Annotated in this window: 11 protein-coding genes; 2 read left to right on the top strand and 9 right to left on the bottom strand. The window is 74.8% G+C overall.

Annotated features, from left to right (window positions below; all coding sequences use genetic code 11):
* Window positions 1-88: 88 nt before the first annotated feature.
* Window positions 89-532, bottom strand: coding sequence for an acyltransferase (locus tag WME85_RS18920; protein ID WP_437840024.1), 444 nt, complete (start codon window positions 530-532; stop codon window positions 89-91).
* A gap of 424 nt (window positions 533-956) precedes the next feature.
* Here WME85_RS18920 and WME85_RS18915 point away from each other — a divergent pair, with 424 nt between their 5' ends.
* Window positions 957-1,736 carry a hypothetical protein gene (locus WME85_RS18915; RefSeq protein ID WP_437840023.1) on the top strand — a complete coding sequence of 260 codons (780 nt, stop codon included), beginning with the start codon at window positions 957-959 and terminating at the stop codon, window positions 1,734-1,736.
* Window positions 1,737-1,956: 220 nt separating this feature from the next.
* On the opposite strand, the gene WME85_RS18910 is transcribed toward WME85_RS18915, so the two are convergent.
* Both WME85_RS18910 and WME85_RS18905 read right to left on the bottom strand, forming a co-directional pair.
* Window positions 1,957-2,349, bottom strand: a complete 393-nt coding sequence (locus tag WME85_RS18910; protein WP_436617843.1) for a response regulator — start codon at window positions 2,347-2,349, stop codon at window positions 1,957-1,959.
* Window positions 2,350-2,556: 207 nt separating this feature from the next.
* On the bottom strand, window positions 2,557-2,997 hold the full coding sequence (locus WME85_RS18905; RefSeq protein ID WP_437840022.1) for a DUF309 domain-containing protein: 441 nt from the start codon (window positions 2,995-2,997) through the stop codon (window positions 2,557-2,559).
* A gap of 90 nt (window positions 2,998-3,087) precedes the next feature.
* On the opposite strand from WME85_RS18905, the gene WME85_RS18900 reads away from it, so the two are divergent.
* A complete protein-coding gene (locus WME85_RS18900) occupies window positions 3,088-3,195 on the top strand; it encodes an LPXTG cell wall anchor domain-containing protein (protein WP_436617841.1) in 108 nt (35 codons plus the stop codon).
* A 14-nt stretch (window positions 3,196-3,209) separates the two neighbouring features.
* Here the strand turns inward: WME85_RS18900 and hflX are convergent, their stop codons facing one another.
* From hflX to glgA, 6 genes are all read right to left on the bottom strand, one after another.
* Window positions 3,210-4,643 carry a GTPase HflX gene (hflX, locus tag WME85_RS18895; RefSeq protein WP_437840020.1) on the bottom strand — a complete coding sequence of 478 codons (1,434 nt, stop codon included), beginning with the start codon at window positions 4,641-4,643 and terminating at the stop codon, window positions 3,210-3,212.
* A gap of 254 nt (window positions 4,644-4,897) precedes the next feature.
* A complete protein-coding gene (locus WME85_RS18890) occupies window positions 4,898-6,820 on the bottom strand; it encodes a GAF domain-containing protein (protein WP_437840019.1) in 1,923 nt (640 codons plus the stop codon).
* Between the two features lie 319 nt (window positions 6,821-7,139).
* Window positions 7,140-8,546 (bottom strand): WD40/YVTN/BNR-like repeat-containing protein, encoded by a 1,407-nt coding sequence (locus tag WME85_RS18885; RefSeq protein WP_437840018.1) that lies wholly within the window; start codon window positions 8,544-8,546, stop codon window positions 7,140-7,142.
* A gap of 178 nt (window positions 8,547-8,724) precedes the next feature.
* A complete protein-coding gene (locus tag WME85_RS18880) occupies window positions 8,725-9,195 on the bottom strand; it encodes a FixH family protein (protein WP_437840017.1) in 471 nt (156 codons plus the stop codon).
* The gene (locus WME85_RS18875) at window positions 9,188-10,114 is read right to left on the bottom strand and encodes a hypothetical protein (protein ID WP_437840016.1); all 927 of its coding nucleotides are present in this window, start codon (window positions 10,112-10,114) and stop codon (window positions 9,188-9,190) included. Before WME85_RS18875 ends, WME85_RS18880 begins: the two co-directional genes overlap by 8 nt.
* 114 nt (window positions 10,115-10,228) lie before the next feature.
* Window positions 10,229-11,686 carry a glycogen synthase GlgA gene (glgA, locus tag WME85_RS18870; RefSeq protein WP_437840015.1) on the bottom strand — a complete coding sequence of 486 codons (1,458 nt, stop codon included), beginning with the start codon at window positions 11,684-11,686 and terminating at the stop codon, window positions 10,229-10,231.
* Window positions 11,687-11,768: the final 82 nt, after the last annotated feature.

Raw genomic sequence — 11,768 nt, 5'->3', positions numbered from 1 at the left:
GCTCCCGGCCAGGTTCCGCTCCGCCGGCGCGTCCGGCGGAGCGGCCAGCGCCCGCTCTCCCGCTGCTGTCTTGCCGTTCGCCCTGCCGTTACTGACAGGAGGCCGGCATCTGCGCGCCGAGCAGGAGGCCGCGCAGCGTCGAGAGCGCCTGCCGGCCCTGCGGCGAGTTCGCCAGACCGTCGCACGCCGAGGCCGCCGCGAGGTACCCGCCCTGCTGCTCCGGGGGCGCCGACTTCGCGTTCTGGCGCAGCGCCGCGCAGCACTTGCGGATGCCGCTCGGGTCGCCGGTTCCGACCACCTTCTTCCCGGCGTCTGCGTCCGCGACATCGGCGTCGGCCGCGTCCGCCCCGGCGTCCTCCTCGGGCACGATCTGCGTGGTGGGGGTCGGCGTCGGCGCCGGCGTCGGCACGGCCGGAGCCGAGGGCACCGGCGGAAGCTCGTCCTCCTCCTTCTTGCACCCGTTGCTGACCAGAGCCACCGCGAGGGGGAACGCCAGCGCCCCCAGAACCGTGAAGAGCCGTGTAGGTTTCATCTCACCTCAAGTATCCGATCCGCGTTTGCGTGGGAACTTCTGTTCGACGAGGGACGCCCCGATCGCAACCAACTTCCCCGAGCGCACGCGGTCATGATACCCGCCGACTGCACGCCCTCGGCGATCCGAGCGCTGGAAGTATGGGCGGCGCGAGTCCGCTCGCAAGACGGCGAACGCCGCCGACGGCGCTCGCCTCAGGCGCGCCCCGATCTCGTCTACGGGCGCGTCCGTCGCAGCGTACGACGGCGCGCGCAGCAAGCGCGGCGCGGAGCGGAGCGACGTGTGACCGCCGTCGCACCGCGCGCGCGCCTCTGGCCCAAGCGCCTGCGCGTGCGCATGTCCAATTCATGAAAGGACACGCCGACCGGCCGGCTGAGGGTCACGACTCCAGCGCTCGACCGATACGGCTGAAACAGAAGCAACCATGAAGAGCACGCAGCACAAGGAGTGGAGGAACGAACATCGATCCGCCGTCACCAGCCCCGCTGAAGACACCTCGGTCGCTTTCGCGCTGGACGCGCAGCCGCCCACCGAGAACGCCGTCGCCGCGCCCTCGCCCGCGGCGGCCGCCTCGGACGACGATCGCGGCCCGCCCTCGGGGCTCATCGACCTGATCGCGCTGAGGCCCAGCGACGAGAGCGCTCAGCCCCGGGTCCTCGACCTCTTGCCGGTCTTCCCGTTCGGCGAGCCGCCCCCGTCGGCCCGCGCGCCCGTCTCGGCCAGCGCGCCCGTCTCGGCCAGCGCGCCCGCGACGCCGTCGCACGACGCCCCGCGGCGCGCGTGGCACGCCCGCTCGACCGCCGCCCTGCTCGTGGCTGCCGCCGCGGTCGTGGCCGTCACCGCGGGCCTCGCGGCGACGCGCGCCGCCGACCCCGGGCCGCCTGCGACGGCCGGGCTCGCCGCTGCGGCGCGCGACGCCGAGGCGCGGCTGCCGCGCCTCGCGGCGCCCGCTGCCGAGCCCGAGGAGCGCGCGCAGATCGCGCCTCAGGCCGAGCGCACGATCGCCAGCGTCGCCGGCGACGAGCCGGACTCCGCCGTCGCCGCGCGGCGCACGCCTGAAGGCCGCACGCGTGTCACCGGCACGGCGGCCCCGCAGAACGGCAAGAGCGGCCCCGCCGCGCCGGACGCCGCCGACCGCCGCGCCCCCGCCGACCCTTGCCGCGGCGACCTCATGTGCGCCATGCGCCGCGCAGCAGGCGGCTGATCCCACGTCGCTCCGCGGCGGCTCCACCGCCGCCGCGGAGCGCCCGCCCCCTCACCGCTCCGCTCGGCATCCTCCACCGCACTCTCGCCGCGGAGCGCCCGCCCCCTCACCGCCCCGCTCGCCATCCTCCACCGCGCTTTCGCCGCGGAGCGCCCGCTCCCTCACCGTTCAGCCCGCCACCCTCCACCGCGCTCTCGCCGCGGCGCGACCGCCCGCTCATTCACGCGGAGGCGGGGCTCGATCCGGTCGCGGAGCCGGCGTGCACGGCGATCGAGTCGAGCAGGCGGTTCAGGTCGAACGGCTTCGCGACCGACGCGCACGCGCCGACCTCGCGGGCCCAGGTGCCGGCGTCCACCGCCGCCGTCATGACGAGGATCGGCGCGCGCGGACCGGGGCTCGACGCGTACGCGCGCGCGAACCCCCAGCCGTCCATCACCGGCATCCGCATGTCGAGCAGGATGAGGTTCGGCCTGTTGCGCTCGAGCAGCGCGAGCGCGGCCTCGCCGTCGCTCGCCGAGAGGACCTCGTAGCCCTCCTCGATCAGCGTGATCTCGAGCATCTCCCGGATCTCCTGGTCGTCGTCCACGATCAGGATCTGCTTGCGCCGTTTCACGCGGCTCCTTTCGGTTTGCAGCTTGGCTCGGGGCTCGTCGTTCGCCGTCCCCTCCACCCCGGTTCCACAGTACCCGTCTGCCACGTTAACCCCCCACACGGGCGCTTCCCCTGCGATCGTCACCCCACGCAAACGATGTCACGCCCGCGTCCCACGTCGCACGTGACAAGCGCAATCTCGACCGCGGAACCCGTTCGGGTCAGAAGCTCACGAACGTGGACGCGCGATCGTGGGCGCGGACGGCGCGGACGACGCGGCCTCGCCGTGAGCCTCCATCCTGGGCAGAAGCGACGCGTCGAGCTCGGTCCTCCCTTCGCTCGCGAGCCGCTCGATCGCGCTCGCCGCGCGCGCGACGTCGTCCAGGAGCAGCCCGATCGCCACGCCGCCCGTGCCATCCGGCACGCCCGCGAGCCGAGCGTGCGCCTTCCTGAGCAGGCGCACCGCCCCGGACGGGCTCCGCATCCTCGTGAGCTTGTGCATGGCCGCGGCGACGAGGATGAGCCCCTGGAGGAACGCCTTCCGCACCGGGTGCGGCTCATCGCGCCACCCGACCTCCCACAGCTCGTGCGCCTCGAAGAAAAGCCCGGCGCGATACGCTCCGAGCCCGCGCTGGACGATCGCTTCGAGCTCGACGTCGGCGGATGTCATGGCGCGGGGCAGCGGGAGGCGCGGGGAAGATAGCACGCCGATCCGCGGGCACCGCGCCGCGCTCCGTCCCCGCGGTGCTAGGCTCGGCGCGTGCAACGGTGGATCCTCGTCGCGGTGATCGCTGGGCTCCACCTGCTGGCGTTCTCGATCGGCATGTTCCTGCGCCGCCGCCGGCGCCGGCGCCGCCCGCCGCGCTGACGCGCCGCGCGCGCTCAGCGCGCGAGCAGGCTGCGCAGCCGATCGAGCGCCGCGGGGTGGACCCGCACCGACAGCCGGCCGCCCTCGTCGCCGTACTCCTCCGAGACCACGCGCGCGTTCTCGTAGATCTCGCCGATGAGGCTCTGCTTCGCGTACGGCAGGAGCAGCTCGGCCTCCACCATCGACTCCTCGAAGAAGGCGATGATCGACTCGCGCAGCGCCGCCACGTCGGCCGGGATCTTCGCCGAGAGCAGCGTCGCCTCCGGGAACTCGAGGCGCAGCGCGTCCCGCTCCTCCTCCGACAGCCGGTCCACCTTGTTGAGCAGGAGCCGGCTCGGCACCTCGCTCGCGCCGATCTCGGAGAGCACGCCGCGCGTCACCCCGAGCTGATCGCGGAACGTCGGGTCCGACGCGTCGGCCACGTAGAGCAGCAGCGACGCCTCGAGCGCCTCGTCCAGGGTCGAGCGGAAGCTCGCCACGAGATCGTGCGGCAGCTTCTTGATGAAGCCCACCGTGTCCGAGACGAGGATGCGCGGCCGCACCTCCGGGTGGAGCGCGCGCACCGTCGTGTCGAGCGTCGCGAACAGCTTGTCCGCGACGAGCACCTCGCTGCCCGTCAGCGCCCGCATCAGCGACGACTTGCCGGCGTTCGTGTAGCCGACCAGCGCGACGCGGCGCTGGCCCTGCCGCAGCGCGCGGCGCGTCGACTGCTCGCGCTGGACCGAGGCGAGCTCGTGCTTCAGCTCCGCGATGCGATCGCGGATCTTGCGGCGATCGAGCTCGAGCGCGCTCTCGCCGGCGCCCTTGCCGCCGATGCCGCCGCGCTGCCGGTCCCCGCCGCCGCCCGTCTCGCGCAGCCGCGGCGCGACGTAGTTGAGGCGCGCGATCTCCACCTCGAGCTTCGCCTCGCGGCTCCGCGCGTGGCGGTGGAAGATCTCGATGATCACGCCGGCCCGGTCGAGCACCTGCGCGCCCGTCGCGCGCTCCAGGTTGCGCGCCTGGCTCGGCGAGATGTCGTGGTCGACCGCCACGATCGTCGCCCGGCGCGCCGCCGCCTGCTCGGCGCCGCCCGCGCCCGGCGCCGCATCGCCGTCGTCGTCGTCCGCTGCGTCGGCGTCGTCTCCGCCGAGCTCGCCGTCGCCCTCGTCCTCGCCGCTCTCGGCGGCCCGGCGCGCGCGCGCCTTGTTCTTCCGCTCCGGCGCGCCCGAGGGGACGACGCCGCTGCCGCCCGTGAGCTCGGCGAGCTCCTTCAGCTTCCCCTCCCCGAGCACCGCGGCCGCCGCGAGCGCGCTGCGGCGCTGCGACACGGTCGCGATCACGTCGAAGCCGAGCGTGTGCACGAGGCGGCCCAGCTCGGCCAGATCAGCGGCGTGCTCGACATCGTCGACGCCGGGGAGCTGCACCCCGACGAGCACAGCGAGAGGACGTTCCTGGTTGGTCGTGGTCATAGATTGCGTAGGAGCGCGGGAGCTTCGCCCCATCCGGCCCCGCGACGCAAGCCGCCGCGCGCGCCAGAGAGCGCCCTACGGCGATCCTCGGAGCTCACCTCGGCGCCGATCACGAGCTCGCGAAGGCCCACCCCGACGCCGGGTCGTCACGCCCGCGGGACGCGCGCTCGCCCGCGCTCGCCGTCACCCCCGCGGGGCGCGCGCTCGCCCGCGCTTGCCGTCACCCCCACGAGCGCGCGCTCGCCCGGGGCGGCTCACCTCGACCGCGCCGCCTCGCGGTGGAGGCGCGCTGTCTCGATCGCCAGCGACGCGAGGCGCCCGAGCTCCGCGGCGACGTCCGTGTCGTCCTGCCGGAGCTCGCGGTCGACCGTCCAGAGGCTCAGGAGGCCGAGCTTGCGGCCGCGCGCCGCGAGCGGCACGAGGATCGCCGAGCGGGCGCCGAGCTCCCGCAGCGCCGACAGGTGCTCCGGCCCGCGGGCGACGCGCTGCAGCCACGGGTCGGTGACCAGCGGGACCAGGGTGACCTCCTTGCGGGCCAGCGCCTCGGCCAGCGGGCCGGTCTCGCCGAGCAGCAGCGGCGGGTGCTTGAGGAGCCGCGGCAGGAGCGCCCGCGCCTCGGGCAGGCGCGCGGACGCCACGAGCCGCGGCAGGCCGCCGCCGTCGTCCAGGTCGAGCGCGCAGAGGTCCGCGAAGCGCTCGCCGCCGAGCCGCACCACCTGCTCGACCGTCCCGTCGTGGTCGAGCGACTCCGCCATCAGCGCGCTCGCCTCGACCAGGAGCTCGCGCGCGCGCTCCGCCTTCCGGAGCTCGGTCACGTCCTCGACCACCATCACCGCCGCGGTGATCCGCCCCTCGCCGTCGCGCACCGGCGTGGCGCTGAAGCTCCCCCGCCGGGGCTCCCCGTCGCCCCGGATGAACTCGAGCTCCTCGCGGACGACCGTCTCGCCGCCGTGCAGCGCCCGGAAGAGCAGCCAGCGCGCGCGCTGGTCGTCGTCCGCCTCGCTGAGCAGCGTCCGCAGCGGGGCGTTGCTCGGCGTCTCCTCGGGGCCGCGGACGATCTCCGCGAACCGCCGGTTGCTGAGCGCGATCGCGCCCGACGCCCCCTCCGCGACGGCGATGCCGACCGGGAGCCGCTGGATCGCCGTCTCGAACCGGCCGCGCTCCGAGGCGAGCTGCTCGCGCAGCTGCGCCTGGGTCGCGAGCGCGGCCGCGCGCTCGGCCGCCTTCCGGAAGAGCAGCCGGTCCCCCTCGGAGAACTCCCCCACGCGGCGGGAGCTCACGACCGCCACGCCGACGAGGCGCCCCTCCGCGAGCATCGGCACGCCGTAGAGCGCGTGGAGCGCGTCGCTCGGGCGCTCGCCCTGCGCGCCCGACTCGGGCCCCGCGGCGCCGCCCCCGGCGTCGGTGGCCAGCGGGTCCGGCGCCGCCGAGCGCAGCGCCACCGGGCGGCGCTCGCGGACGACGCGGCCGATGAAGCCCTCGGCGAGCCGGAAGGCGCGCAGGCCCCACAGCGCCTCGTCGACGCCCATCGCCGCGCGCATGCGCAGCACCTCGCCCTCGAGCAGCAGCATCACCGCCCAGTCGACCGACCGCGCCGACTCGAGGAGCACCTCGAGCAGCCGCCGCAGGAGCCGGTCGATGTGCGCGTTGCCCATGCCCTCGGCCGAGACCCGATCGAGCGCGCCGAGCGCGCGCTCGCGCGCCGCCGCGCTCCGCGTGGCCGGATCGATGATCACCTGATCGAGCGCCTCGTGCAGGACGGTCATCTCGAGCCACGACGGCTGCGTGCCGGTCCGCTCGATCGCCCGCAGCACGCAGCGGCGCAGCACCGAGTAGTGCGCGGTCACGTCCTCCAGATCGAACCCATCGCGGAGCCGGTCGAGCACGCGGAAGCCGAGCAGCGGCTCGGGGAACTCGGCCGACAGCGACTCGACGCCGGTCCACGAGTCGCGCGCCTCGTCGCCCTGCGGCACCACCGCCGCGGACACGGCCGCGTCGAGGCGCTCGGCGATGCGCTCGAAGACGGCGGGCAGCTCCTCGCGCAGCGCGAGGTAGCCCGGGGATTGCTCGCCCGGCGCGCGGCGTCGCTCAGCCCGCTCCCACGCCTCCAGGATCCCCGCGCTGTGGTTGCGGAGGAAGGCGGCGAGCGGCGACTTGGGAAGGTCTCTAGGGGCCATTCACGCGCTGGCCGGAGCCGAGGCACCCTCAGTCTACGTCAGCCTGCGATGACGTAGATCCAGAAACGAACGTGATCGCGTCCCGTCCGCCGGCTCTCCCGGGGACGGCTGGCCGCCGCCGCGGCGCGCCTCGTCCGGCGCTCGGCCGGATCCCTCCGCCAGCGCTCGCGGGCGCCCTTGCATAAGCGGTTATGAAGCGCTCATCGAGCGCGCTCCGGCGCGCCGGCCTGCGTGCGCTGGCGCGCCGCACGTCGGCGCACCCACGCGTCCGTTCGCGCCGCCTCAGGGGCCGCCCCACGCCGGGTCCCCGAGCGCGCGCTCAGGCGGCGCCCGCCCGCGCGCCCGCGTTCGCCCGCCGCCGCCCGATCGCGAACGCGCCGGCGACCGCGAGCGCGAGCCAGATCGCGCCGCCCCTGCCGGGCGGCGCCGCGGCCTGGGCGCCCGCCGCGCCGAGCTTGCACCCGCACCCGCCCGGCTCCTCCGCGGGCGGCGGGCCGGATCCTCCGCCGCTGCCCCCGCTGCCGCCGGTCCCGGCGCCGCCGTCGCACTGCTGCGAGCCGATGGTGAGCTCCGTCGCGCCCCAGAGGGCGGTGCAGGTCGACGCCACGCCGCTCTCGGGCGCGCACTCGAGCGGGCCGCAGAGCCCGTCGAGGTGCATGAGGGCGGTGAAGCTCTCGCCCTCGTCGCTCGACCTGCCCACGGTGAAGCCGTCGGTGAACTCGTCGCCGCAGGCGAAGACGCCCTCGGCGGTCCAGGTCAGGCACCGCGCGCCGACGTCCGAGATCTTCTCGAACTCGAGCGAGCTCGTCGACGCGCGCCAGATCCCGTCCTGGGGGCCGCCCACGATCACGCTCGCGCCATCCGGCGACAGCGCGAAGCCGAGGAGGTTGCCCTGGCCCTCGAAGATCGTGGTGAAGGTCTGCCCGCCGTCGCGCGTGACGAGCAGCGCGTCGCTCGGCTCGCCGTCGAGCCGCACGTAGACCGTGTCGGGGTCGGCGGGATCGATCGCGCCGAGGTAAGGCAGGCGCGTGTCGTCGCTCTCCGGGATGTTGAGCCGCTCCCATGTCTCGCCGCGATCGTCGGTCCGCTGGAGCGCTCCGGCGTAGTCGGGCGCGCCGAAGCGGCCGCTCACGTACACGCGCTCGCGGCGCGACGGGGCCGCGTCAACGGTGTGCGCGAGGAAGTCCTCGGGCAGGTCGACGCCCGCCTTCGTCCAGGTGTCGGCGTTGTCGCGGGTCTCCCAGAGCTGCGTCAGGAACCGCCCCGACCCGAGCCCCGTGCTGACGACGAGCACGGCCCGCGAGGGGTCCGCGCGGTCGGCCGAGAGGTCGATCACGTAGCGGTCCAGGAGGTCGCCCGGCGCGAACGACCAGTCGCAGCCGCCGTTCTTCGAGGCGCTGAGCCCGTCGAAGACGCCGGCGATGATCGTCCCGTCGGCGAGGAAGGCCAGCATCGGGTCCTCGTTGTCGCCGAAGCCCACGACCGGCTCGCAGATCCAGCGCCAGCGCTCGCCGCCGTCCTGCGATGAGAGCAGGCCGTAGGTGGCGCGCACGATGAGGCGCGACGGGTCGCTCGGGTGGGTCGCGATCTGGCCTGCGGCCGGGAAGCGGCCGTTGGCCGAGGCGGGCGCCGCGAGGGCGGCGACCGAGAGCAGCGCCGCGGCCGAGAGCGCGCGGCGCCGCGACGCGCGACGCGCGCGGGGGTCCTTCTCTGCAGGGATGAGCACGGCGCGCAAGCGTAGTAGAACCGCCGCGCGGCCGCACCCGAGCCCCGCGCGGCCGCGAAGCGGACGCTGGGGTTCGGGGCGAAGCCCCGAGGAAACAAAGCTAGGGCCGCCCGCGCGAAGCCGCCGCGAAGCGGCGCAGAAGTCCGGCCATCTATGGCCGGACTTCTGGCGGGCGGAACTAGGGCACCTCGTACTCGAACGCCGTCTCGTCGATGAGGGAGGAGTCGAGGGCGCGGAACTGCACGTCCCAGAGGCCTCCCATCGAGAACGGGACGTCGGCCACCTCGTAGAGCCCGGGCTCGATCTCCTTGCCCTCGTGCGTCGACGACCCGTGGGCCATGCCCAGCATCATCGCGAGGGCGCGCAGCCTGATCCGCTTCACCGGGTTGCGGGAGTCGGTCCAGGTGAGCCGCACATAGAACGTGTTCTTGCCCCGGCCGATCGGCGCGATCGGCTCCACCGCGAACTCGACGCGACCGTTCCGGCCGACGCCCGCCCGGCTCCCGGAGTCCTCGCCCTGGTCCGCGTGCGGCGCCCCGCAGCCCTGCGCCAGGCCGAGCACCAGGAGGGCGATCACGGCGCGGCGCGCTCGCGCCGCGGTGCTCGCCGGGGACGATCCTGCCGGCGGCCGATCATGAGGCTCAGTCATGTCTCCCCCACACGTGACGGAGGCCGGCGGACAGGGCGACGAACGCGCCCTCGTTGCGGCCGATGCCCGAGATGGGCAGGTCCACCTCGACGTTGCCCACCGCGGTCCAGCGCGCGCTGAGGTCGTGGGCCAGCACGGCGAGCACCGCCGTTCGCTCGCGCGCCTTGCCCCGGAGGAGGTGGCCGCCCTCGCGCGGCGGCCCCTCGCGCTCGTAGAGCGCGCCCGCGGCGAGCGAGGTCCCGGACGACCACACGGGCCCCGCCGCCGCGAGCAGCTGCGCGCGCTCCCCGGGCGTGATCTCCTCGCCGCCCGGGAGGTGGTAGCTGGTGCGGACGCTGGCCGAGGCGGAGAGCAGCGCCTGGAACGAGCCCCACGACTTCTCGAACAGCATCCCCGGCCGGAACTCGGCCACGCCGAGGCCCGTCGCGTCGACGCCGAGCGGATCGAGCGCGGCGTCCTGGATGCGCCCGGTCGGGATCGACACGCCGAGCGTGAACGCGGCGGCCGGGATCCACGGGGACGCTCGATCGCCGACGAGCGTGATCCGGCCCGCGACGTTGACGTCGCCCAGGCCGCCGCCCGACGGGTTCCCGCCACCGGGCGCGCCGGCCCACGCGACCCTCAGCGGCACGGCGACGCCGAGCTGGACGTGCTCCTTGACCCGCACCATCCACCCGACGTCGGCCCTCAGCTCGCGGTGGTAGATGCCCTCGCCGGAGGGCTCGAAGCCCCGGTCCACCGTCCACGCCCCGATCTGCTCCGTGAGCCGGAGAGAGAAGCTCGCGGCGGCGCGCTCCGACGGGGCGAGCCACTGCGCCGCCCCGTGGCCCGTCCCGCAGCAGGCGGACGCGCGCGCCGCCGTCGGAGAGACCGCGAGCGACAGCAGCACCGCGGCACAAGCGAGGGCTCTGGGCAGCACGGCGCTGCTATAGGCGACGCCGCCGCCCGTCGCCAATGCGTCATGTTGTCGCGCCGGAGCTGCCTGATCAGGCCTCAGGCGCCCCCCGCAGCGCGCCGTCCAGGCTGCGCGGCCTCAGCCCCCGAGGGTTTGCCGGTAGACCTGGACGTAGCGGCGCGCGGGCCGATCCCAGCCGAGGTCGAGGCGCATGATGCGGCGCTGGACCGCGGGCCAGCGGGGCGACGTCCACGCGCCGAGCGCCCGCTGCACGCCCCCGAGCAGCGAGGTGGCCGTCGGCTTGTCGAAGAGGAACCCCGTGCCCGTCTCGAGCTCGGCGTCCAGGTCGACGATCGTGTCGATGAGGCCTCCGGTCCGGCACGCGATCGGGGCGGCGCCGTAGCGCTGCGCGTAGAGCTGCACGAGGCCGCACGGCTCGAAGCGCGACGGCACGAGCACGAGGTCCGCCGCGGCCATGAGCCGGTGCACGACGGCCTCGCTCACGCCGCCGAGGAACTTCGCCCGCTCCGGCGCCTTGGCCGCGGCGGCGGTGAGCTTCTCCATGAGCTCGGGGTCGCCCTCGCCGGCCACGACGACGCTGACGTCGCCCTTCAGGATCTTCGGCATGGCGCTCGCGAGCAGGTCGCTGCCCTTCTGCGCGACGACCCTGCCGATGGAGACGAGCAGCGGGCGCTCCGGCCGGATCTCGAGCCCGAGCTCCTGGAGGAGCGCGCTCTTGCAGCGGCCCTTGTTGCTCACGTCCTCGGCGTCGTAGCGCGCGATGATGGCCGGGTCGGTCATCGGGTTCCAGACCGCGTAGTCGATGCCGTTCACGATGCCGGTCAGCTGGCTCGCCCGGGTGCGGAGGACGCCGTCGAGCCGCTCGCCCTGCTTCGGCGTGAGGATCTCGTTCGCGTAGGTGGTCGAGACGGTGGTGAGCGAGTCGGCCGCGAGGATGCCGCCCTTCAGGAAGTTGAGCTGGCCGTAGAACTCGAGCCGGTCCGGCCGGAAGTGGTCGTTGTCGAGGCCGAGGTACGGGAGCGTCTCCTTCGGGAAGAGGCCCTGGTGCGCGGCGTTGTGGAGGGTCAGCACGGTCCGGCCGGGGCCGGGGACGGGCTGCTGGTGGCGCAGCAGGTACGCGACCATGGCGGTGGGCCAGTCGTGGACGTGCACGATGTCGAACGGCGACCCGGACCGGGCGCGCTGGCGGACGAGCTCGACGACGGCGCGGGAGAACAGCGAGAAGCGGCGCCCGTTGTCCTCGTAGTCGCGCCCGTCCTCTCCGTAGATGCCGGACCGATCGTGGAAGCCTGGCACGTCCAGGACGACGAGCTCCACGCCGGTGCTGAGCCGCCCGTCGAGGAGCGTCACCTGGATCGGCCCGGGCGCGACCTGCGGGTCGACCTCGAGCGGCATCGGGGTGAGGCGGCGCGCCATCATCAGGCCGCTCGACTCGAGCGCCCGGTAGCGCGGCAGCGCGATCGTCACCTTGTGGCCGAGCAGCCGGAGCGCCTTCGAGAGCGACGACACGACGTCCGCGAGCCCGCCGACCTTGATGATGGGCGCGATCTCGGAAGCAGCGAAGAGGATGTCCATGCGGGCGCCGTGTGTAGCACGAACCGGGGGGCGTACGGGGCGGGTTCCGCACATGCGGGCGGGGGGTTCTCGCGGGCGGACG

It is taken from the genome of Sorangium sp. So ce1153, assembly GCF_051521595.1.
In the GTDB taxonomy this organism is placed as follows: Bacteria; Myxococcota_A; Polyangia; order Polyangiales; family Polyangiaceae; genus Sorangium.
Note: the sequence above shows the minus strand (reverse complement) of the source record. Positions and strands in the feature narration are given on the sequence as shown.

Excerpts from the sequence above, each read along its gene's own strand:
- WME85_RS18890 (WP_437840019.1), bottom strand. The coding sequence starts at position 6,820 with ATGGCCCCTAGAGACCTTCCCAAGTCGCCGCTCGCCGCCTTCCTCCGC.
- glgA (WP_437840015.1), bottom strand. The coding sequence starts at position 11,686 with ATGGACATCCTCTTCGCTGCTTCCGAGATCGCGCCCATCATCAAGGTC.
- WME85_RS18920 (WP_437840024.1), bottom strand. The coding sequence starts at position 532 with ATGAAACCTACACGGCTCTTCACGGTTCTGGGGGCGCTGGCGTTCCCC.
- WME85_RS18915 (WP_437840023.1), top strand. The coding sequence starts at position 957 with ATGAAGAGCACGCAGCACAAGGAGTGGAGGAACGAACATCGATCCGCC.
- hflX (WP_437840020.1), bottom strand. The coding sequence starts at position 4,643 with ATGACCACGACCAACCAGGAACGTCCTCTCGCTGTGCTCGTCGGGGTG.
- WME85_RS18880 (WP_437840017.1), bottom strand. The coding sequence starts at position 9,195 with ATGACTGAGCCTCATGATCGGCCGCCGGCAGGATCGTCCCCGGCGAGC.
- WME85_RS18905 (WP_437840022.1), bottom strand. The coding sequence starts at position 2,997 with ATGACATCCGCCGACGTCGAGCTCGAAGCGATCGTCCAGCGCGGGCTC.